This is a genomic window from Flavilitoribacter nigricans DSM 23189 = NBRC 102662, assembly GCF_002646595.1.
GTDB lineage: Bacteria > Bacteroidota > Bacteroidia > Chitinophagales > Saprospiraceae > Flavilitoribacter > Flavilitoribacter nigricans.
Window position 1 is genome coordinate 63,207 of the sequence record NZ_PDUD01000003.1, and the last position, 22,843, is coordinate 86,049.

A 22,843-nucleotide genomic window follows, 5' to 3' on the forward strand; every position below is an offset into this window, starting at 1 on the left:
ACAACCGGTAAGATTCGGGAAAGGAATTTGTTTTGATTTCATCAGAGATATAATTAGAGAGCAGTAGAACAGTTTGCGCGCTTATTTTTTCTGTAGTAAAATACCTTAGTAATAATGGCAAAAAATATTCCTGGTTTATCCGGAAAAGTGTTTTTAACACCTTTAGGTGAATAGTGCCCAAAGTGCCCCTAAATGGTTTATCCATTCAGGAATGGATACCGAATATCCCGCAAATACAATCCTTCCGGCGGTGCGCTGGTGCTGCGCTCCAGGCGGGACTGCTCGTCCATTGCCCGGCGCACGGTATCCAGCTCCAGTTTTCCTGTGCCCACGTTAATGCACATGCCTACGATCAGGCGGACCATGCCGCGCAGAAAGCGATTGGCGGCGATATGATAGCTCAGACTCAGCCCATCCGCATCGGCGACCCATTCGGAGCGATTGAGATCGCATTTGTACGTCTGCGCGTCGTGGTGGGTTTTGCAAAAAGGGAAAAAGTCTTCGTAATCCAGCAGTAACTTAGCCGCCGCCTGCATCTTATCGATATCCGGTCGTTTGGGAAACGGATAAAAGTAGCTGATCTCCTTTTTGAAGGGATCTTTCTGGAAATGCATCCGGTATTCGTAAGCCCGGTGGAAAGCATCAAAACGGGCGTGGGCCTCCTCCGCTACCGGAAAGATCCGGAAAATCGCGATCGAAGGCGGCAGAAATTTGTTGACCCGACTCAAAAAATGTTGCGGGAACTCCCCGTCAAAATCAAAATGCAGATAGTACTGACTGGCGTGCACCCCCGTATCCGTACGGCCACATCCCACCACTTCGATCGGCGTTCGCAGAATAGTCGAAAAAGTACTTTGTATCGTTTCCTGCACACTGATCTGCTCCGGTTGGATCTGCCAGCCGAAGAAGTCGGTTCCTTTATATGCCAGTTCTGCGAAGTAGCGCATGCGTATTAGTTAGTTTGTGTCAAAATGCATTGAGGTTTTAATGTGTTAATGTTGAAACGTGTTAATGTTGGTGATCGGCTACGCCGGGGGAAACGATTGCAGGGACGTCCTCTATGATGCTGATCGATCGATAATTTCGTTTGTCCGACTCCCAACATTCACACATCAGGACATTTACACATTTAAACATTCATACATTCACACCTTCAAACTTTAGCACATCAAAACATTTCGCCCAAAGATAAAAGCTATATTCCGAACGGGAGACCTCCCGTTTTAAACAGATTCCGTATTTTTATTTATTGCAAGTTACAATTAGGCTCAAAGGGTCCGTCAGTAAGGGATGAGTGCTTCAATCAGTTTGGATCCCCTGTATATCGGATAAGCGGGCCAGTCCATAACCAACCATCATTCGCCATGTGGAAAGATACCAAATACCTCCTTGCCTATATTGCCCCCCTGGCCGGATATCTGGGCATTTATTTCGGCGACTACTGGTCGCTGGGTAGCATTTATGTAGGATTTCTACTGATCCCCTTGCTGGAATTGCTGCTTCCCGGCACCACCCAAAATTTATCCGAACCGGAGGAGGCCCAACAGCTGAACAAACGCTTTTTTGATTACCTCCTCTATCTCAATATTCCTATTCTGTGGGGCCTGATCGCTTACTATTTCTACACGTTGGAACACCGGGTGCTTAGTACCGGCGAGATCGTCGGCATGACGTTCAATGTAGGTCTGGTGGTCGGCACCATCGGGATTAATGTGGCGCACGAGCTTGGCCATCGCGTCAGCAAAATTGAACAATGGATGGCGCAATCCCTCCTACTTTCGGCACTGTACATGCACTTTTTTATTGAACACAATCGCGGCCACCACAAAAATGTGGGTACTGATCTCGATCCGGCTTCTGCCCGGGCCGGAGAATCCATTTATGCTTTTTGGTGGCGTTCGGCGACAGGTAGCTACCGCAATGCGTGGAAACTAGAGCGCGAAAGACTGGAACGCGATGGACACGCGGTCTGGAGCTGGAGCAATCAGATGCTGCGCTTTCAGATCCTGCAGCTGGGCTATCTGCTGTCCGTTTGGTGGCTCCATTCCTTAGCAATGGTCGGATTTGCCGTCGCTATCGCGGTAGTGGGTTTTCTATTGCTGGAAAGCGTCAATTATATCGAACACTACGGTCTGCGTCGCCAAATGCTGCCCAGTGGGCGGTACGAGCCGGTGGAACCACGGCATTCCTGGAACTCTAATCACGAGCTGGGTCGCATTTTCCTCTACGAACTCACCCGGCACAGCGACCATCATTATAAAGCGACCCGCAAATACCAGACCCTGCGGTACTTTGCCGAAAGTCCGCAATTGCCGACGGGGTATCCGGGCTCCATTCTGACGGCCTTGGTACCGCCGCTATGGTTCCGGATGATGCGTCCGTACATTCAGCGGTACTAAGCTGAACGAAGGCCGCCCGAACTCTGGTGCCGTTCGCTGTCCGGCGCTAGCGACTTTCCTATTTATAAGTCCCGACTAATGAATAAATTCCTTTACTTTGCGGCTGTTAATCCGGAAAAATCAGGTACATGAAAATCAAGATCGCGGTATTTTTTGGCGGACGTTCGGTTGAGCACGAAGTTTCGGTTATTTCTGCCCTCCAGGCCATTGATGCACTCGATAAACAGAAGTACGAGATACTGCCCGTTTATATCAGTAAGACCGGTCGTTGGCTTACCGGTGATCATCTGCTCAAGGTAGACAATTATAAAAATCTGAAGCAACTGATCGCCGATTGTGACGAGGTGCGCATCGTGCCCCACGCGGACGGCGGAAGCCTGGTCCAGGAAAGAGAGGGATTGTTCAAAAAGCCGCTGATCCATAAAGTAGATCTGGCCTTCCCCATACTGCACGGCACCTTCGGTGAAGACGGCGCCATTCAGGGCGTCTTTGAACTGATGGGCATTGCCTACGTGGGCTGTAATGTACTCTCCTCCGCCGTGGGTATGGATAAGATCACCACCAAAATGGTGCTGCGTCAGAATGAATTGCCGGTATTGGATTATGTGAATTTTTATCTGAAAGACTGGCTCAGTGACGAAGTGGCTATCACGCAGGAGATTGCGGAAAAACTCAGCTATCCGCTGATCGTGAAACCCGCAAATACCGGTTCCAGTGTGGGCATCAGTAAAGTTAATGAAGTAGATGATCTGCGGGACGCGGTGGAAAAAGCGGCTTCGTTTTCCCGGCGCATCTTGGTAGAACCAATGGTAACGAACCTGAAAGAGATCAACTGCTCTGTACTGGGTGATTACGAAAAGGCAGAAGCTTCTCCCTGCGAAGAACCGCTGCGCACGGGCGAGATCCTCAGCTACCAGGACAAATACGTAGCGGATAGCACCAAGGGCATGAGCGGGGCCAAACGCAAGCTTCCGGCCGACCTTCCCGAAGCCATGTCCAAACACATCCAGGAACTTGCCATCGCTACCTTCAAGGCACTGGATTGCGCCGGTGTCGCCCGTATTGATTTTCTGATCGATGAGACGGACAATTCGGTTTACGTGAACGAGATCAATGCCATTCCGGGTTCTTTGTCTTTTTACCTCTGGAAAGCGGGTGGGAAGTCCTATCCTCAGCTACTGGACCAGATGATCAGTGTTGCCCTGAAAGCCCAGCGCGAAAAGAACAGTGTAACCTACACTTACGAAGAAGTGAATCTGTTTGCGGGAAGTTTGCAATCACTGAAGTTGGGGAAAGCAAAGTAAGGAGAAAAGCGAATCAACGTTCGGGGTAAAACCTCAACACCTCAACACCTCAACACCTCAACACCTAAGAAAAAAAGGAGGGGCCATCCTCAAAACAACATATCATAGTTATAACCAAAATTTCTTACGTCTTAATCTACTTGCAGGGACGGCCCCATGTTTATGGTCTAAAAACCTGATGATTGTACATAAAGCACATTGCAGTACAAAAGTACACAATTTAGTGCAGGACCTGATTATCGAAATGCCAGCCGATCCCGGAGCCGGAGATGTATCGCTATAGTTCTGCGGGGATAAGGCCCCGACCGGTCCAATTAAGGGCCGGATTATTTCTTTTCGCAAACCAGCACAAAAGCCGGAGGTACATTGAACGGAACAAAGTTGATGTCCACATTTCCAAAGATACTTTGATACAGTTTTTTGGACAGCAGAGAATAGTGTACCTGCACGTAACGTCCTCCCTGTTTCATGAATCGGTAGCACTTCCCAACGATATCCAGCCCCAGTTCTTTTGGCAGCGCAACGAAGGGTAGGGCGGAGATCACATAGTCTACTTTGGTAGCGTTCAGTTGCTGCAGATAGTGGTCCAGTTCTTCGGCCGAATCCTCGGCTACGATCAGCCTTTCATCGCCGATACTTCTCAGGATATCACAGAATTTCGAGTTAACTTCAAAGACCAGCAATTTGGCATCCGGCTTCATTTTTTCGAGAATGAAACGGGTGATCACGCCGTCGCCGGCGCCCAATTCCACGATCAGGTCCGCCTCCTTAAAATTCACGTGTTTGATCATGTTTCGGCAGAGGCTTCGGGAACTACGGGTCACGGTACCGACCGTCTTCAGGTCTTTCAATCCTTCCACCAGAAAGTCTAATCTTTTCATAACCATTTCTTATGCTCCTATCAATAAAAGGGTATTCAAAGACTTAAAGATACACGGAATTTCCCAAATGATCGTCCGAAATCCTAGCGGGCCATCCGCCATCCGAGTTTGTAGGTAGCTAAATACGCACTGCCTCGTCCATTAGCCTTCATCTTTTGTCTAAAACTCTCCGCAGCCGATCGATCGGTGAAAGCGCCCAGCGTGTAGCGGTAGTATTCAAAATCCGGAGTTTTCTCGATCATGGGAGCGGAGAAACCTTCCAGATAATCCGAATCGATCGCTCTTTTGGCGGAAGCTACCTGTACTTTGTAGTGCAGTGGAGCATTGATGGTAAGCGGCTGGTGGAGTTCCGGCTGACCGCCCAGTGCCGGCAGATCGTCTCCCGGGCTAGCCCCGTCAACAGTAGTAAAAGCAACCTCTACACGTTTTTGCAGCTGTTCATCGCCTTCCAGCAGTGCTCCGCGCATGAAGAGCTGTTCCTTCGCAACGCCCTTCCGCAAAAGGTACTGTCCGACCGCTTCGGCTTTTTCGATCGCCTCAAACAAGGCGATCCCCGTGGGTCCTCCCGCGGGATGATAAGCCGTAATGACCAGCCGCAGATCACGCCGACCGATCAGCTTGTCACCCAGTTGATCCAGACGATCGTATTCAGTGGGCAGAATGGATTTTCCATCCACCTCAATCGGAGCGTAGGGCGATACCGGAACGGGTTCCGGCTCGGCTTTCGGAGTTGCACCGATCGATGTATTTACCGGCGCCGGCTGGGTATTCAGCGGAGGATTTACCGGTGGGGATACCGGCCGGTCAAAATCATTTTCCGCCAGCGGATTGGACTCGGCGGGTTTAGCGGGTTCTACCGGAGGAGGAAAATCGGGAATGTATTCGGGTTCGACTTGCGGGGGTTGAACACGATTATTGGCGGCCTGATCCTGGTGGTAATTCGGCGGGTACTCCATTTCTATGAGAAAGTCCTGAAAGAAGGCGATGTAGATATCCCGCTCGCCGTACCCTTCCTTGCGGGAAGAAGCAAAATAGGCGGTAAAACCATCCTGAGCGATCTTAAAAAAAGCATCATCACTCGCCGAATTAATCGGCATACCGACGCTTTTGGGAGGTGACCAGATATTTTTCTGCGGAACGAAAGTCGATTTGAAGACATCCAGCCCACCGATACTTTTTTTACTATCGTTGGAACTGAAGTACAACGTCTGGCCATCATTGGCCAGGAAAGGGGTAGTTTCGTCGTAAGCGGTATTGATGGTCGGGCCGAGGTTTTCGGGCAATAACCATCTGCCGTCGCGCTTACTCACTTTATACAGATCCCAGCCACCGTAACCGCCCCGGCGGTTGCTGGCGAAGATCATCAGCGTATCCCGGTAAAAGACCGGATAATTATCTCCTTCGTGCGTTCGCAGGGGAGCCGGTAGCGGCGTAGAGCTCAGCGTCCGGTTTTCCATGCGCTGGAAAGTGTCCACGATCACATCGCCCCGCTGCAGGTCCCAGCCCTGGAAGTAGTACAGTGCCTGGCCCGATTCGTCAATGCCCAACAGTATTTCGTGTTTCGGACTGTTGAGCAGATAGTGCATCGGCTTTACATCCGACCACAAACCGCGGATCACCCGGGTACTGAACATATCACTGTAGAAATGTCCCCAGCGCGGATCCGGATTGCCGTAAGCGTCCCGGGCACCACCGGTATTCTGGGACCGGATGGCGGAAAAGTACAGCCGATCGGCGTAGTTCGGACTGGAAATAGGTGCAAATTCGTCTCCGGCGGTATTGACCTCGCTGCCCAGGTTTTCCGCGAATACATTGGTAGACTGGAACTGCAACTCGATACCGTTCGCACAGCGACGGATCTCCTCGATCACCATTCGTCGTTTGGGATCATTGGGAAATATGGTGCGCAGATAGGTTTTGTAATGATCACTGGCTTCCTTGAAGCGATGCTGGGCGTGACGCACCTTGCCCATATAGAGCCAGCATTCCGGATAGGAGGGTTTGTTGCCCTGAGTCAGTCCGGCCAGCGTTTGATAAGCCTCATCCAGCTTGTTCGTCTGGTACTGACAAACCCCGATCAGGAAACGCCCTTCTTCGTCCACCCGGCTCAACTGCCGGGATGTGGAAAGAATAGAAAGTGCCTCGGCGTAGCGCTCGTGGCCGAAAAAGACTTTGGCTTCGCGCAATTTATCCTGGTCCGAATTCTGGGCCCAGAGTATATTGCCGACAAACAAACAAAATAAAAGGAGTTTAAGTCTTGCCATATTCCGTCACTGTTTTATAGAAGCTGTTTCAATTGGCCGGTGCAGTTTCTTAGGGTCATTCAAGCCAGATCGGGTGGTGATCCGGCGGATCGACCGCCATTGAAAATGCAGGTTGTGTGGAAGAGGATAGGGGGTCTCTGGTAGAAAAAAGTATCGGAACACGGGGTCCGACGGTTCAGTTATCAACAGGTACAGATCATCCTGTTAACAATTGTCAACCTCTATACCTTTTACTATTTTTCCTCTACAATGTTGCATTGCAACCTGAATTCAACGGATCACCGGGCCAAAACACCGACATCTGCATCGGTTTTTTAGGGTATCAGGTAGTAAAAGGGTTGTAAGCGAACCAAAGCAAAATGTGCAAAAGCTTTGGAATACCGGGCTCCGGAAACCGGAAACCCGGTACTGTTTAAATCGTCTGCTTGTGATCGAACTGTTCCAGGTAATCACCTACCCGGCGCAGGAACGAACCGCCGAGGAAGCCGTCCACTACCCGATGATCATAAGACATGGAAAGGAACATCATTTGCCGCACGGCGATCAGATCGCCGTATTCGGTTTCCACTACCGCCGGTTTCTTCCGGATGGCCCCCACCGCCAGAATAGCCACCTGGGGTTGGTTGATAATGGGCGTTCCCATTACGTTACCGAAAGTACCTACGTTAGTAAGCGTGAAAGTGCCTCCCTGTATTTCATCGGGTTGCAGTTTATTCTCCCGGGCCCGCCCGGCGAGGTCATTCACCGCTGTAGTGAGTCCCCGCAGATTGAGCTGATCGGCATTTTTGATAACCGGCACGATCAGATTGCCCGTCGGAAGGGCCGTTGCCATCCCGATATTGATGTTTTTCTTCACGATGATCTTCGAATCTTCCACCGATACGTTGATCATTGGAAAATCCCGGATCGCTTTCGCCACCGCTTCCATGAAAATGGGGGTAAAGGTGATCTTTTCCCCATATTTCTTAGCGAATTCCGCTTTAACTTTATTGCGCCAGTTGACAATATTGGTTACATCAACTTCTACAAAAGAGGTTACGTGGGGAGAAGTATGCTTGGAGCGTACCATGTGATCCGCAATGAGACGGCGCATACGGTCCATTTCGACGATCTCATCCTGACCGCTCTGGGAACGCACCTGCGGTGCCGGAGCTTCCGGTTTTTTCGCCATGGGCGCGGGCTGGCCGTTGCCGTTAGCCGTCGCGGGCTGACTGGTTTTGCGGGTTTCGATATAATTCAGGATATCCCGTTTGGTCACCCTTCCGGCCTGGCCGGTACCCGGCACCTGCTCCAGTTCCGACATGGAGATATCTTCGGCCTGGGCGATGTTGCGCACCAGGGGCGAATAAAAGCGGCCGTCACTTCCCGTGCGGGAAACTTCGACGTCACCTCCCTGGTTGCCTTCGGCAATGGCCGTACTAACGGCTGGGCTCGGCTTGGCGGGACTCGGTGCAGCGGCGCTCTTTTCCTCCGGTTCAACTTCCTGCGGCTGGGCTTTCTTTTCGGCTACGCTGGGCGATGGCAGCGGCTCGTCGGCCCCCGCTTCCGTTCCGATGATGGCGATTACCTTACCGATGGGTACGGTCTCATCCTCTTGAAAAAGGATCTCCAGGATCTTACCGCTCACCGGTGAGGGAACCTCCGAATTAACTTTATCCGTTGCTATTTCCAGTACCGTTTCTTCTTCTTCTACCGTATCACCCACTTGCTTCACCCAGTTCAGGATGGTCGCTTCCATGATACTTTCGCCCATTTTAGGCATGATCAATTCCACACGAGACATAGTTGTAAACTGTTTTTATTTGGTTGACTTGATTAGGCGTAATTTTTTGCAAAAATACAGGAAAAAAGGGAATCAGCCGTTTTGCGGGCTCTAATAGTGTTTAAGCACAAACTTGCGCACCATATTCAGCGCAATATTGCCGGCATATTGGATGTTTTTCAGCCGGTCCTTCCCTGATTGCAACTTAAAAACTTCGGTAGTTGTTGCGTTGCCGACCGCCATCCAGATCGTACCAACGGGTTTTTCCGGGCTTCCTCCGCCCGGGCCGGCAATGCCCGAAATGGCAACGGCCAGATCGGTCTTCATGACCTTCAGGGCACCGCTTACCATTTCCCGCACCGTCGCTTCGCTCACCGCGCCGTGGGTTTCCAGAGTGGCGGGATCTACCCCGAGCAAATCCTGTTTTATTGCGTTGGCGTAAGCCACAATACTTCCCATAAAGTAGTCGGAAGATCCGGCAACCGAGGTGATCAGATGGGCGACGTAGCCCCCGGTACAGCTCTCCGCAGTAGTGAGCGTCAGCTTGCGGTTCCGCAATAGATGCCCCAGGTTTTCCTCCAGGGATTCGTCGTTCTGACCGTAGATCAGATCTCCCAGTCGCTCCCGGATCCGGCCGGCTTCCTTTTCGACGTCCATTTGCAGTGCCGCCGCATCCATCGCCGTACCCGACAGACGTACCCGCACGTAACCCAGATTCGGCAGGTAGGCCAACTTAATATGGGCCGGCAGCTGGTCTTCAATTTCTTCCAGTTTTTCCGCGATCCGGGATTCGCCCTCTCCGGCGGTCATGAGGGTATGGTGATAGATGGCCTGTACGGGAAACTTTTCCTGCAAACGCGGAATGACCTCGTTGGTCATCAGGTATTTCATTTCGTAGGGCACGCCCGGCATGGAAACGATCACACTGCCATTGTATTCAAACCACATCCCCGGTGCCGTTCCCATTTTATTGGTAAGTACCTCCGCGTTGGTGGGCAGCATACACTGGGTCCGGTGCGCCGCCGTCGGGGTGCGCCCCAATTGCCGGAAAAAGCCTTCCAGCCGCTGGTAAGTAGGTTCGTGGAACTGCAGCTCTACCCCGAAAAAGTCGGCAATGACTTTTTTGGTAATGTCATCTTTGGTCGGGCCCAGTCCTCCGGTCATCAGCACCACATCCGCCTGCGCACTTGCCCGTTCCAGGGCTCCGCGGATGTCCTCCGCACCGTCCCCGACCGTGGAGATCCCGGTAACGGCGGCACCGATGAGATTAAGCTGGGTTCCCATCCAGGCCGAGTTGGTGTCCACGATCTGGCCGATGAGAATTTCGTCACCTATAGTGATTATGTGTACGGTCATGTATTGAAAGCTTATGTTGAAAGAGGTTGGGATTATGGGAGATTTGGAACTTGATACGTTTGCATCCGGGGCTTTATATGTTGCGCTTCTTTAAGTCAACAAACCTGCCGGCGACTTGTCGTTCCGAATAAACCGCCGAGCCGGTTATCAACATCTAATAGACATAAACAACATCCTTAATCGCAAACAATTCCACCTGCCCTCCGGTTTCGATCTTCAGCTTTCCATTTTTGTCCACTCCGGTAATGGTGCCGTAAAATTGGCGGCCGTCCGGGTAGGCAAACTGGCGGCGTTCGTTTCTCCGGTAGAGGTGCTGGAGGTAGTCGGTGCGGATATTATCGATCCCCCCTTGCCGGAGTTGTAGATAGCGCGTTTCCAAGTGTGCGAATAAGGTCAGCATGAGATCGTTCAGATCGATCTTTTGCCCCGTTTCCAGGTAAAGGGAACTGGCCCGGGAAAGCCCCGGAGCGAATGCTTCCTGATTGACGTTTATCCCCATACCGACGATGCTCGACTGAATATTCGGGCCACTGAGCGAATTTTGAATAAGAATACCACAGATTTTGCGTTCTCCTATTAGAATGTCGTTAGGCCATTTTACGATAACCGGCTTTTCGGTAAAATTCGCAACGGCGTCTCTTACCGCAAGGGCGAGGGCCTGATTGAGTTCGAATTGATCGCGGGCAAGTAGAAAAGTGGGATAAAAAATTACACTTACCGTCAGGTTCTGACCGGATTCAGTGTCCCAGGTATTTCCCATCTGTCCCCGGCCCGCAGTTTGGTGGTCGGCAAGGATGGCAGCACCCTCTGCCGGTCGCTCCCGAAGCAGCCAGTTTGCGGCGTAGTCATTGGTGGACGGAAGGGCTGAAAACCGCCGTGAAACCTTTCCTACAAAAAGGGTGTTTTTATTAGGCAAGCGGAATTTTTTTTCTACTTTTATTATTTATACCTACACGATAAGATAACTTTGCGAAGTTTTTCGTGTTTAAGAAGCAATAAATAAAATAGGAAGAGCTTCCGTAGGTAATTTTTTACAAAACTAAAATTTAAGATTGAATTTGCAAGTTAAGCTCAAACAGCCAAGTGTAGATACGAGGGAGTTGAACGAGTTGGTCATTGACAGCATTCATGACATTAAAGGAAAAAATGTAGTCAAGCTTGATCTTCGCCATCTGGAAGAAGCTCCGACCGATTATTTCATTATTTGCGAAGGCGATTCTAATACCCAGGTTAAAGCAATAGCCGATAATATTTATCGTCGTATAAAAGATGAAATGGGTATACTACCCAATCACACCGAGGGCCAACGGGAATCCCTTTGGATCTGCATCGATTATTTCACAACCGTCGTCCATATCTTCTACCGCGAGAAGCGCGGCTTTTATGACCTGGAGAACCTGTGGAGCGACGCAAAATTCGTTGAATACGAAACCTTATAGCAAGCGTTGGTAAAAGTGATTTTGAATGGAAAATGAAAATGACAAGAAGAATGCGGGGCCGAAGTTCAGTTCCTACTGGATTTACGGAGTGATCGCTTTACTATTGCTGGCCGTCAATATTTTCGGCTTTAGTGACAGCAAAAACGAGCAGATCTCCCACCAGCGGCTGGAGGAGATGATCAAAGATAAAGCTATTGAAAAGCTGGTGATCGTCAACGAAAAGGTAGCCCGCATATATATCAAACCGGATAAACTGGACGATCCTGCCTACAGCGATGCCAATCAGGGAAGCTGGAGCAGTAATCGCTTTCACTACTGGATGGAGATCGGTTCTCCGGAAGCCTTCAATACCTTCCTGAACGAAGCGCAGGATGCCGCAAGTATCGATCGTGCGGATCGCATCTATCCCAAATACGATACCCAACCGAACTATATCTCGCATATACTGGGCTGGGTATTGCCTATTGTGATCGTGATCGCCATCTGGATCTTCATCATGCGCCGCGTTGGCGGTGGTGGTGGCGGCCCGGGTGCCCAGATCTTCAACATCGGCAAATCCAAGGCTACCCTGTTCGATCAGAACAGCAAAGTAAGCGTTACCTTTCAGGATGTAGCTGGTCTGGATGAGGCGAAGGAAGAGGTGATGGAGATCGTCGACTTTTTGAAAAATCCAAAGAAATATACCTCACTGGGCGGTAAGATCCCCAAAGGCGTTTTACTGGTTGGCCCTCCGGGTACCGGTAAGACCCTGCTGGCCAAAGCCGTTGCGGGTGAGGCAGGTGTACCTTTCTTTTCCATTTCCGGCTCGGACTTCGTAGAGATGTTCGTCGGGGTGGGTGCATCCCGGGTGAGAGACCTTTTCCGTCAGGCCCGCGAAAAAGCGCCCTGTATCGTCTTTATCGATGAGATCGATGCAATCGGTCGTGCCCGGGGCAAATCCGGTTTCCAGGGCGGTAACGACGAACGGGAGAATACCCTCAACCAGTTGCTGGTGGAGATGGATGGTTTCAGTACGGACAAAGGGGTGATCCTGATGGCCGCTACCAACCGCCCCGATGTACTGGATACAGCGCTGATGCGCCCCGGACGTTTCGACCGCCAGATCGGTATCGACCGCCCGGATATCCAGGGACGTACGGCTATTTTCAAAGTACACCTGAAGAATATCAAAACTGCTCCGGACGTAGATCCTAAGGTCCTTTCCGAAATGACCCCGGGTTTTGCCGGTGCTGAGATCGCCAACGTCTGTAATGAGGCTGCCCTGGTGGCCGCCCGCCGCAATAAAAAAGCGGTGGACATGGACGACTTCAACCACGCCCTTGACCGCGTGATCGGTGGTCTGGAGAAGAAAAATAAGCTCATCTCTCCGAGTGAGAAGGAGATCATCGCCTACCACGAGGCGGGCCACGCCGTCTGCGGCTGGTTCCTGGAGCACGCCTCCCCGCTGGTGAAGGTGACGATTGTTCCGCGTGGTATCGGTACGCTGGGCTACGCTCAGTACCTGCCCAAGGAAGAGTACATCACCCGGACCGAGGCACTGCTCGACCGGATGTGTATGACCTTCGGCGGACGAGCCGCAGAGGATCTGATCTTTACCAAGATCTCTACCGGTGCCCAGAGTGATCTCGATCAGGTCACCAAGATGGCTTACAGCATGATCACCGTATTTGGTATGAACGGTAAGGTTGGCCAGGTTTCTTTCTACGGCATGTCCCAGGAAGGCTACCAGCGCCCCTACTCCGATGATACCGCGACGCTGATCGACGATGAGGTTCGTAAGTTGCTGGATTCTCAGTACGCTCGTGCCAAAGCACTGCTGACCGAGCGCCGTAAGGAACTCGAGATCGTAGCGAAAGCATTGCTGGAAAAAGAGGTGATCCTGAAATCGGATCTGGTGCGACTGATCGGTCCCCGTCCGTACGAGGCCGAACCAAATCCGAATCCACTTTCTCCCGTTGCGGATGCACCGATCGTTCAGAACGGTACTTCCAAGATTGACCGGAAAGAAGAATCCGATGAGGATGATCAGGCATAAATGATAGTTGCCGGCTGGCCGGCAACTCCTATATATCACTAAAAAAGCCGCTGACGGAATTCCGTCAGCGGCTTTTTTACTTTTGGCTGTATCCGGTGCTTATTTCACCAGATAATCGTACACCTGCACCCGTTCCCACAGGTGACTGTGTGCTTCGATGAATTTATCGTGATCGGGATTAACCTGATAGGAGTCCTGATCGGCCCGGTTTTTGAAAAGCAACGTCAGACCGTAGCCGTAAGAATTGTCCACCACATCGCGCGGCGTTTGGGCCGGTGGGCCGAAAAAGATCGTTTGTACGGTATCAATTTCCCCGAGGCCCGCCAGGCCTTTTTCAAATTCGGCCTTGTCGGCTTCGGTAGTTCCTTCTTTAAGCCAGAAGTACACGGTGTGTACAAATCCTGCTGAGATCATGCTGAATAGATTAGTTTGTTTAAAGTGATTATTTCTCTTTGATCCGGAGTGCGAATATTCAGCACCCTATATCTTTTTGTCGTTGATCTTTTTGTCAAGGGTCTTGGTTTGCCGCCCGAGCTTTCTGGCTTTTTGCCAGTATTCCAGCGCTTCGTCCATTTCGCCCAGTTGGAAAAGCACATCGCCGTAATCTTCCAGCAGATGCGGAGACCGTTCTTTCGTGATCTCGAGCGCTTTCTCCAGCACAGTTTTGGCTTTGGCGTAATTCTGAGCGCTGTAAAAAGCCATTCCCTGAGCCTGCAGAGCCAGCGGATAGCTGGACCCCTTCTTCAGGGCTTTTTCCGCCATTTCCAGGGCTCTTTTCTGAGCGCCTTCCCGTGCGGAAAGTGACAGGCTGTAACGGGCCAGGATCTCGGGAGCATCTTCATCCATTTCCAGGGCTTCCGTAAAAGTACGGTCGGCGCTGTCAAATTCTTCCATCGCGCTGTAAGCCTCGCCCAGGGCTCCGAGTACCTGTTGCTTTAGACTGAGGTCACTTCCGCTCATCAGCACCGCCTGATCCAGCATATCCTGGGCGTCGCGAAACTGACCAAGCTCCAGTTCCGCCAGGCCGTTAAGGTAATACAATTGCGCTTTATTCGGAAAAAGATCAATCGCGTCGTTTGTCACATCGGACAGTTCGGAGAAATTTCCTTCCAGCAGATAGGTCGTGGCCAGTTGTTCCCAGACAGAATAGACCGACTCGTCCAGTTCCAGCGTGCGCTTGTATTTGGCGCGGGCCTCTTCCAGCCGTCCCGTATAAAAGAACAGATCACCGGCGGCAGCCGAAGCTTTGGCTTCACTCGGATGCACCAGCTCCAGGATATTGGTAAGCCGCAAACCGGCGTCAGCCAGGGTCTGATCCCCGGTATCCGCAACTTTCTGAATGAAAGGGAGCAGTTTAGCGATCTTCAGATCGATATCCACACCTTCCTGCTCAAAAGCCGGCTGGAGGGAATTGATGTACTGTAGTTCGTTGTTGCTGCTGGCCGAGCGACCAGCCAGAGCCATTTGGGCTTCGGCATTATTGGGATCGAGTTTCAGGATCTGCTGGTACACTTCCCGGGCGTCCTTCGGCTCGTTTATCTGTTCGTAAAAAGTTGCCAGCAGGTGGTGGTAATCCACCGATCCCGGGAAAGCATCCACGAGTTTTTTCAATTCCTTTTCTGCTTTCCGGGTATCTCCCTGTCCCAGGTACAGCGCCTGTTTGCGGCGAATGATCTCCTCGTTGATCCCAACCAGCTTTTCGAGATCATCGTACACCTTTATCGCATCGTCGATCTCATTGGCCCGGACGAGGTAATAGGCCCAGCGGTAGTAGTAATAATCATTCCCGCCTTTTTTGGCCAGCTTTTCGTACACTTCGGCAGCTTCCGCAAAACGACCGGCCGACTGCAACAGTTCCGCCAAGAACTCCTGATAGTATTCATTACCGGGATCACCGTCCTGCGCCAGTTTCATCCACCGAATGGCGTCGTTGGAATTGCGCTGCTGGTCGTAGATACGCGCCAGTTCAAACGCCGCGGCGTGGTTATCGGAAGATTCTTCGTATACCTTCTCGTAGAGCGCGATCGCTTCGTCGTATTTGCCGATCAGTTTTTTCTCATAAGCTTCCAGGAACATGCGCTCCTGTGTGATCTCCGCTTCCGTATATGTCTTCTGGGCCTGTGCAGCTACGAGCGTCAGTGAACACCATAACCACAACATTCCTATTTTCTTAGCATGCTTCATGTCAATTGCTCATTGTTTAACCAGGATCTACCGGTTTCCCGGTGCCCGGGTGCCAGTGTCGGCCGGATAGTACTTGGTTAGATTGGTCAAAATGCGTAAACCCTGATATTGCTGGTATAATCCCGAAAATTACAACTATCCGGGCAGATATAAAAAACTCTGTAATAGACCGAACGATCTTTCTACCCGTATTAGCCTGAAAATGACTAATTTTTTTTACTTAGTGGATCAGGCGGTAAACAATCACAATAAAAAAGTTGTATCATAATTGACTTTAAATAGGTTTCCGGTATCGGACACCCGGTATTCGGTTTGTCGTCGACTAATAAACTTACTTAAAGACCCGTTATTACAATGCTGATCGCTTCTGCCGGGTACAACCGGAGTGGTCAAGGATCCATCTTACTGATCACCACCGACTGAATTCCCGCCAGAGTAAAAGGCATCATTACATCATTATCTAGTTTTCCAAACTTAACAACATGAAAAATTTATTAGCCGTATTTCTGTTGGGTCTGCTGACCTTAAGCTTTTCCTGTCAATCTGGTAAGGAAACCGAAAGCCAGGACACTACCGAAATGGAAGGTGGTGATATGGAAGAAAAGTCTTCTTCTGACATGGCTTCCAGCGAAGCGTACACCATTACGGTTTTGAAATCCGATATCCCCAGCCCTCGTAAAGAGATGAAAGCTTCGATCGGAGACGCAACCATCACCGTTAACTACGGTAGCCCATCCGTAAAAGGACGTAATCTGTGGGGCGGTCTGGTACCTTACGATCAGGTATGGCGTGCTGGTGCCAACGAAGCAACCACTTTCGAAGTTTCTAAGGACGTAACCATCGGTGGTCAGACACTGGCCGCGGGTAAATACGGTTTCTTCCTGTATCCGAAAGAAGACGGCGAATGGGAAGTAATCTTCAACGAAGTATCCGATCAATGGGGTGCTTATGATTACGACAAATCCAAGGACGTGATCCGGGTAATGGCCAGCCCTGCGATGGTTAACGATTCTTCCGAAACCATGGATTTCATGGTCGAAGGCAACAACCTGGTACTGCGTTGGGGTAAACTGAAGCTGCCGGTAGCGATCACAGCCTGATCTATTCCCTAAATATCGGCTTATTTTTAGTGCGCTCCGCTGAGCGGAGTGATTAAGACAAAAAGAACGGTGGAAGTTCCCGGTCGATGACCCAACTTCCACCGTATTTTTTTAAATTTGAGGATCTTAAACTGTTTGCAAGATTCTAGTACCAAGTACACCGGCTACCGGGTACCCGTTACCAGAAACCAAAAAGAAAAAAATCATCTATGTCTTTTGAAGTAGAAGGAACACTGCACAAAAAATTTGATACGGAAAATAAGACCGGTACTTTTCAGGCGCGCGAATTTGTAATTGAAGTAGCCGACGGGAATTACCCGCAATTGGTTAAATTCCAACTTGTGCAGGACCGCTGTGCTTTACTGGATCCATTCCAGGAAAACGAAAAAATAAAAGTTCATTTCGACCTGCGCGGTCGCGAATGGAACGGTAAATACTTTACCAACCTGAATGCATGGAGACTGGAAAAAGTGGAAATGACGGCTTCAACCGCCAGTGCGCCGCCCGATTTTTCCGATGACTCTTTCCCTTCCGCCGGCGATGAACCGCAAGCGGGTGGTGATTTTGACGATGATCTGCCGTTCTAGGGATCATTGCCTATCGGTGGTTGTTTGCCATTGATGCATCGCGTCGAAGCCAGGGCTTCGCAGATAAAAAGCGTTCTATACCGGATCGGTAAAGAACGCTTTTTTCGTACCGGCCTCTACCTAAGCTGGTCCGCATATTCCAGGCTGCAGCGTACACCAAAAAGGGCGTTTTCTGCGTTTTTCAAGAAACGACTACTATGAGAAAACATATATTCTTACCTGCTATATTCCTGCTACCGTTATGCCTGTCGGCCCAGATACTGACGGGGATCGCCACCGAGTGGAGCGATTCTTTTCGGCAGTGGAACCTGTACACCCTGAACGAAGAAACGGAGGGTGAACTGCGCCTGCGCTGGGCCACCGGCGAAGACTGGACGGAATGGAACTATTCTCTGGATGAGCATTTCGGCAGTGCCAAGATCAAATGGCGCAACAATCCGAACGAATGGGAGATCCGCGGAGATAATGTGATCGTAACGGCCCGGACCCTGTGGAATGATGATCCGCGGGAATGGCGGATCAGCGGTCCCGGCGGCCGGCAATTCACCCTGAAATGCAAATATGGTAACCAGATCGACGAGTGGTACATCACCGACGAACGCTACGGCTACTTTGGTATGTATACCAGTTGGGAAGGGGATCCCCGGGATTGGGTGATCGTGGATGAATTGAAGGAAGAGGTAAGTCTGCCCGAAAAAATGGCCCTTGCCTTTATCGTGCTGTACCACAGTACGCCCAAAGAATAAGTGCCATCTGCTTTTTCTGAAAATTAAAAAATCCGGTCACATCTACACTTTTGGCGATTTGACCGGATTTTTCGTGCTTTATCCCCATTCTTACTTAACTTCTCCTCCAAAAAAAATGAGATATCAATTTGCCAACTTACTGCTGGTTGCGCTGCTGGTCTACGGTTGCGGCACCGGAAAACCGCAATTGTCCGCAGAAGACCTGACCGGTACCACCACGATCATTCTGGTCCGTCATGCGGAAAAGGCCGATGACGGCACTTCCAATCCCGGTCTGACGCCACTGGGCCAGGCGCGGGCGCAGCGTTTAGCGGCCATGCTGGCTCCCACCGGGGTCAATGCGGTTTACAGCACGCCCTACCAAAGAACCCGGCTGACGGGGCTGCCACTGGCGGAACTGGAAACTCTGCAAGTCACCGAGTATGATCCCCGGGATCAGAATTTCCCCCAGCAGTTACTGGCCGAGCACGTGGGAGAAACTGTACTGGTAGTCGGGCATTCCAATACCATTCCCATGCTGGTGAACGCGCTGACGGGCACTACCCGCTACGAGCAACTTGATGAAATGGAGTACGATAAGTTGTTTGTGGTAAACGTGATCGGCGGCGCCGGACGCGCCATGGTTTTCTCTTACTAGTAACGGATCGATGAGCAATGCAAATCGATTTCATTGCTCATCATTCTATCAGGCCGGCGTACTGGAGGACAGGGTCTGCTGGATCTGTTGGATCATGTTTGCCTGTAGTGGCGCCGGACAAATGAGATATCCGGTTTCCCGGGGTACGGGCACCTGACCGAAGTGCATTTCCCGGCCATCGAGATAGGTATAGCGGAACCCTAATTCTTCTACGATCACTTTTTCACCCGCCCAGTCCCAAACCGGCATTCCTCCCTTGAGCAGGATGGATACATCCAGCTCACCTTTCACGAATTGCAACGTTTTATAAGCTGATGTAAGCAGGATCTGTTTAGAGCCTACGCCCATTTTAGCGTAGAAATCCCGGTATTTGGTGCCGCGGTAACGCGCGGGATGCGCGTAGTGCAGGTGTTTAAAATCCTTGATCGGAGGTGCTTCCAGTTGCCGGATCCGGCCCTTCTCTTCGATAAAAGCGCCCTGCCCTCTGATGGCGAAAAGCAGAATATTATCTAACGGCAGGTAGACCAGCCCGATCATCAATCCATATTCACTGGAGTAGTAAGCCGCCTGGTGGGAAAAGCCTTTGGTATTCTCGATAAAGAAGCTGGTACCGTCCAATTCATCTATGATAAAAAAGTCCTTGTTCGGGACGAACTGGCGATCGGAAGATTCTTCAGTATACAAACCGATATTTGGAAAGACCCGGGGCGACTGCTCGTGTATCATGGCCGATATTTCCAGATCTACATCCGTTACCCTGGAATTGTCGGGCTTATAATACACTTTGAAATTCCCACCGTAATGGGCACGCATGATCTCTCCGGCAGACCTTGCCTGTTGCTTTAAGAAGTCCAGTATTTTTTCAAGGCGGTCCTGATCCATGATAGTTGTTATTCTTTTGGCAATGTTGGGTTCAAATACCCGCTTATAAGTAGTTCTTTTCTTAAACAGCTCTTTCTTACCTACCGAAAGCGGCAAAAAGGTGCAGAGCCGAACGCAAAAAACGCTGTTGCGGACCGTTAAGTCCGATGGCTGTATACATTTTGCGTTTCTTATTTTCTTCGGGTCTTCTTCATCCGATCCAGGGGTTAAAAACAGCCCCCAAGATATACATATTTGTGCAAACTCCTTGGCTGACGCGCCACCGGACTGCCGGAATATTGGCCGCATAAGCCACAAATACCTACAACTGATCACCCACGGCGCCCCCTTTTCTGACTAACAGTAACCCCTTGCCTCCGCATTTGGTTCTCATTTTCCACTGGTTTCCTACTTCCATTCATCGACACCAGGTATTCTTTCGTCGAGAATACTATATCTTTTATAATACCTTGTGTTGCATAGTATTCCTATTTCACCTACATTTGTGCTTATGAAAAGAGATCGTCTTGAAAAATCGAGTACCCAGATGAGACGAGGGGTGTTAGAGCTCTGCATTCTTTCCATCATTGCGGAGGGAGAAATTTATCCTTCCGACATCATTGATCGGCTCAAAGAATCGGAACTCATTGTGGTGGAGGGCACCCTCTACCCCTTGCTCAGCCGGCTGAAGAATGCAGGATTACTGGCCTATACCTGGCGGGAGGCCGGTCAGGGACCACCCCGTAAGTATTATACACTTACGGAAGAGGGCCGGAATTTCCTAAAGGGCTTGCTTGGTGCCTGGAATGAATTGGTGCAAGCCGTTTCACACACTACTAAAAATATTGTTTCGCAATGAATAAAGTATTGCAGATCAATCTTGGGGGGTATCCCTTCACCATTGATGAGGACGCCTATAAACAGCTAGACGCCTACATAAAAAATATCCGCCAGCATTTTGCCGGTAAGGATGCCTACGAAGAAATCACCACCGACATTGAAGCCAGGCTGGCTGAACTGTTTCAGCAACGTCTGGAAAATCGCCCGATTGTTAGTGTTAAAGATGTGGAAGATGTCATTGCCCGGATGGGTAGGCCCGAAGAATTCGGTGCCGACTCCATCGGGGATGACGATTCCACGGAAGAAAGCACCGGCGGTAGCAAAAGTGAATATAAAACCGGGAAACGCTTGTTCCGCAATCCGGATGAGACGGTAATTGCCGGGGTTTGCTCGGGTATTGCCGCCTATTTCGGTATTTCCGATCCCATCTGGGTGCGCCTGGCCTTTGTGCTGATAGCCCTATCCGGAGGTTTTGGAGTACCCATTTACCTGATCTTGTGGGCCATCGTGCCCAAAGCCGTAACCGCCAGCGATCGCCTGGCGATGCGCGGAGAACCCATCAACGTGTCCAATATCGGCAAGATCATTCAGGAAGAATTCGAGAACATCTCCAAAAAGGTATCCGAGTTCAGCGAGGAAATGACCAATAAAGATAAGAAGGAGAAATTTTCAGCCGACCTGGATTACAAACTCGACTTCCGCATCAACCAGGCAGTTGACGGAATCGGAGACTTCCTTCGGAAAGCGTTTAACAGCCTGGGCGCGATCTGGAAACCGATCCTGTTCATCATTGCCATTGTCCTGATCATCATGCTGTTGGCAGCATGGGTATCCGCCATATTTGCCGCATTTGTCAGCCCGCCGCTGGTCCAGCATTTTTTCCCGGAACATACCGGTATGGCCTCCATGGGTTTCATCAGTATGATGTTTGTTGTCGGTATTCCACTGCTGCTTACCGCCCTTGGTATCTTTCGGCTGGTATTCGGTACCCGCGTCAGTTCAGCCTGGCGGGTAAGTCTGGCGGTATTCTGGGCCATGAACCTGGGTTTCATTTTCTTTCTGGGCAGCGCCGGCGTAGCTCAGTTTGCCGAAAAGGCCTCTACCGAGCACCGGCTTACGATGGATGAGTTTAACAGTGATACTATTAATCTGGAGATCATTGACAATACCGATAACCGCCGCGCCGTGTTTAGCTGGCTGGACGATGATGATATCATCCTGCCTCCGGTTGAAACTACCGTGAAGATCAGAAAATCCGAAGACGAGAAATTCTACATCGACCAGGAAGTCAGTTCGCTGGGTAGTAATTATCAGGAAGCCAGCGAATTGCTTGACGGCATCGAGCTGCCTTTTGAGCTGGAAGGCAATACCCTGAAGCTGAAAAACTGGATCTCGGTAAAAGAAGGTAGCAAATGGCGCAACCAAAAGGTCGATCTGACGATCTACGTCCCGGAGGGTAAATACCTGCACGCACTGCCCTGGCCACATACCAACAGTCTGCGCATCAGCGGGTACTACGAAGATCGCAATACCACCCTCTACAGCTTTATCCGGGAGAGTAAAGTATGGCAGATGAAAGCCGACGGACTCGCCTGCACCGATTGCTTCCAGGAACAGGAAAAGGAAGAGGAAAAAGAACTAGAAGAAAAAATCCTGAAAGAAGAGGAAGAGAAACTATCGATGATCGAAGAATAAAGGACCGCCGGTCCACTGAGCGCTTGTCATGAAAACCTTATGTGATGATCAATTATTTACTGATACTCATTAAGTTGCTGTATTACCTGGGCTTCTGGCTCGTTTAAACACAGCATTCAACAAGAACTTCTTAAGCATCCTCACCTCATTTCTATCCGATTGCTCCATCGGCCGGACTAATTCTGATCCCGGTCGATAGAGCAACGGATAGAAGCATTTTAGCCCCTGCCCCTATTTTATCATTATCTAAATTCTAAAGATGAAATTTACCAAGTATTTGATACTGGTTGCCGTTCTGGCAACCCTGGGGCTGAGTACGCCCCTTTCTGCCCAGGATGCGTCCGAATCCGGGCAAACCAAGCTCGAGCAGGAAATACTCCGCATGGACAGCCTCCTTTTTACGGCTTTCAATAACCGGGACCAGGAAACTCTGGGCGTTCTGTTTTCCAAGGATCTGGAGTTCTATCACGATCAGGGCGGCCTGGCGAACTACGAACAAAATATGCAGGCGACCGAACAACTTTTTAATCGTGATTATATCCTGCATCGCGAGCTGCTTCCCGGCACCACGGAGATCCATCCGATCCGGGATTATGGCGCCGTTCAGATCGGCAGGCACGAATTCTGCCACGAAGAGAACGGCAAAATGGATTGCGGCACGTTCAAATTCATCCATATCTGGAAACGCCTGGAAGATGGGAAATGGGAATTGACGCGGGTGATCAGTTACGATCATTAGCCACCTCTGACGAA

Annotated in this window: 20 protein-coding genes; 11 read left to right on the top strand and 9 right to left on the bottom strand. The window is 50.5% G+C overall.

The window, feature by feature from the left end; translation table 11 throughout:
- Positions 1-197 precede the first annotated feature (197 nt).
- Complete coding sequence (gene truA, locus CRP01_RS03315) at positions 198-947, bottom strand: tRNA pseudouridine(38-40) synthase TruA (RefSeq protein ID WP_099148577.1); 750 nt, start codon at positions 945-947, stop codon at positions 198-200.
- 417 nt (positions 948-1,364) lie between these two features.
- Here truA and CRP01_RS03320 point away from each other — a divergent pair, with 417 nt between their 5' ends.
- Both CRP01_RS03320 and CRP01_RS03325 read left to right on the top strand, forming a co-directional pair.
- On the top strand, positions 1,365-2,399 hold the full coding sequence (locus CRP01_RS03320; protein ID WP_099148578.1) for an alkane 1-monooxygenase: 1,035 nt from the start codon (positions 1,365-1,367) through the stop codon (positions 2,397-2,399).
- Between the two features lie 128 nt (positions 2,400-2,527).
- Positions 2,528-3,703: a D-alanine--D-alanine ligase family protein gene (locus tag CRP01_RS03325; RefSeq protein WP_099148579.1), complete on the top strand. Its 1,176-nt coding sequence runs from the start codon at positions 2,528-2,530 to the stop codon at positions 3,701-3,703.
- Positions 3,704-4,029: 326 nt separating this feature from the next.
- Here CRP01_RS03325 and CRP01_RS03330 read toward each other — a convergent pair whose 3' ends face one another.
- The 5 genes from CRP01_RS03330 to CRP01_RS03350 all read right to left on the bottom strand — a co-directional run bounded on the left by CRP01_RS03330 (position 4,030) and on the right by CRP01_RS03350 (position 10,882).
- Positions 4,030-4,584: a class I SAM-dependent methyltransferase gene (locus CRP01_RS03330; RefSeq protein WP_099148580.1), complete on the bottom strand. Its 555-nt coding sequence runs from the start codon at positions 4,582-4,584 to the stop codon at positions 4,030-4,032.
- An 83-nt stretch (positions 4,585-4,667) separates the two neighbouring features.
- Positions 4,668-6,848 (bottom strand): PD40 domain-containing protein, encoded by a 2,181-nt coding sequence (locus tag CRP01_RS03335; RefSeq protein ID WP_099148581.1) that lies wholly within the window; start codon positions 6,846-6,848, stop codon positions 4,668-4,670.
- A 412-nt stretch (positions 6,849-7,260) separates the two neighbouring features.
- On the bottom strand, positions 7,261-8,631 hold the full coding sequence (locus CRP01_RS03340) for a dihydrolipoamide acetyltransferase family protein (RefSeq protein ID WP_099148582.1): 1,371 nt from the start codon (positions 8,629-8,631) through the stop codon (positions 7,261-7,263).
- Between the two features lie 90 nt (positions 8,632-8,721).
- Positions 8,722-9,966, bottom strand: a complete 1,245-nt coding sequence (locus CRP01_RS03345) for a competence/damage-inducible protein A (RefSeq protein ID WP_099148583.1) — start codon at positions 9,964-9,966, stop codon at positions 8,722-8,724.
- 154 nt (positions 9,967-10,120) lie between these two features.
- Positions 10,121-10,882 carry a biotin--[acetyl-CoA-carboxylase] ligase gene (locus CRP01_RS03350; RefSeq protein WP_170110199.1) on the bottom strand — a complete coding sequence of 254 codons (762 nt, stop codon included), beginning with the start codon at positions 10,880-10,882 and terminating at the stop codon, positions 10,121-10,123.
- Positions 10,883-11,024: 142 nt separating this feature from the next.
- Between CRP01_RS03350 and rsfS the strand changes: the two genes are divergently transcribed.
- Complete coding sequence (gene rsfS / locus CRP01_RS03355; protein ID WP_233752617.1) at positions 11,025-11,405, top strand: ribosome silencing factor; 381 nt, start codon at positions 11,025-11,027, stop codon at positions 11,403-11,405.
- 25 nt (positions 11,406-11,430) lie between these two features.
- Positions 11,431-13,440: an ATP-dependent zinc metalloprotease FtsH gene (gene ftsH / locus CRP01_RS03360; protein WP_099148586.1), complete on the top strand. Its 2,010-nt coding sequence runs from the start codon at positions 11,431-11,433 to the stop codon at positions 13,438-13,440.
- A gap of 99 nt (positions 13,441-13,539) precedes the next feature.
- Here the strand turns inward: ftsH and CRP01_RS03365 are convergent, their stop codons facing one another.
- Positions 13,540-13,854 (bottom strand): Dabb family protein, encoded by a 315-nt coding sequence (locus CRP01_RS03365; protein WP_099148587.1) that lies wholly within the window; start codon positions 13,852-13,854, stop codon positions 13,540-13,542.
- 66 nt (positions 13,855-13,920) lie between these two features.
- Positions 13,921-15,624: a tetratricopeptide repeat protein gene (locus tag CRP01_RS03370; protein WP_099148588.1), complete on the bottom strand. Its 1,704-nt coding sequence runs from the start codon at positions 15,622-15,624 to the stop codon at positions 13,921-13,923.
- A 482-nt stretch (positions 15,625-16,106) separates the two neighbouring features.
- Between CRP01_RS03370 and CRP01_RS03375 the strand changes: the two genes are divergently transcribed.
- The 4 genes from CRP01_RS03375 (at position 16,107) to CRP01_RS03390 (ending at position 18,694) form a co-directional block, all read left to right on the top strand.
- Entirely contained in the window at positions 16,107-16,724 is a 618-nt protein-coding gene (locus CRP01_RS03375; RefSeq protein WP_233752618.1) for a DUF2911 domain-containing protein, read from the top strand.
- Between the two features lie 209 nt (positions 16,725-16,933).
- Complete coding sequence (locus tag CRP01_RS03380) at positions 16,934-17,311, top strand: DUF3127 domain-containing protein (protein WP_099148589.1); 378 nt, start codon at positions 16,934-16,936, stop codon at positions 17,309-17,311.
- A 197-nt stretch (positions 17,312-17,508) separates the two neighbouring features.
- Entirely contained in the window at positions 17,509-18,057 is a 549-nt protein-coding gene (locus CRP01_RS03385; RefSeq protein ID WP_099148590.1) for a hypothetical protein, read from the top strand.
- Between the two features lie 115 nt (positions 18,058-18,172).
- Positions 18,173-18,694, top strand: a complete 522-nt coding sequence (locus CRP01_RS03390; protein WP_099148591.1) for a phosphoglycerate mutase family protein — start codon at positions 18,173-18,175, stop codon at positions 18,692-18,694.
- 48 nt (positions 18,695-18,742) lie between these two features.
- Here CRP01_RS03390 and CRP01_RS03395 read toward each other — a convergent pair whose 3' ends face one another.
- Complete coding sequence (locus tag CRP01_RS03395; protein WP_170110200.1) at positions 18,743-19,576, bottom strand: inositol monophosphatase family protein; 834 nt, start codon at positions 19,574-19,576, stop codon at positions 18,743-18,745.
- Between the two features lie 526 nt (positions 19,577-20,102).
- Here CRP01_RS03395 and CRP01_RS03400 point away from each other — a divergent pair.
- The 3 genes from CRP01_RS03400 to CRP01_RS03410 all read left to right on the top strand — a co-directional run bounded on the left by CRP01_RS03400 (position 20,103) and on the right by CRP01_RS03410 (position 22,829).
- Positions 20,103-20,414: a PadR family transcriptional regulator gene (locus tag CRP01_RS03400; protein ID WP_233752619.1), complete on the top strand. Its 312-nt coding sequence runs from the start codon at positions 20,103-20,105 to the stop codon at positions 20,412-20,414.
- Positions 20,411-22,090 carry a PspC domain-containing protein gene (locus CRP01_RS03405; protein ID WP_099148594.1) on the top strand — a complete coding sequence of 560 codons (1,680 nt, stop codon included), beginning with the start codon at positions 20,411-20,413 and terminating at the stop codon, positions 22,088-22,090. The genes CRP01_RS03400 and CRP01_RS03405 overlap by 4 nt, the downstream gene beginning before the upstream one ends.
- A gap of 259 nt (positions 22,091-22,349) precedes the next feature.
- Positions 22,350-22,829 (top strand): nuclear transport factor 2 family protein, encoded by a 480-nt coding sequence (locus CRP01_RS03410; protein WP_099148595.1) that lies wholly within the window; start codon positions 22,350-22,352, stop codon positions 22,827-22,829.
- Positions 22,830-22,843 lie beyond the last annotated feature (14 nt).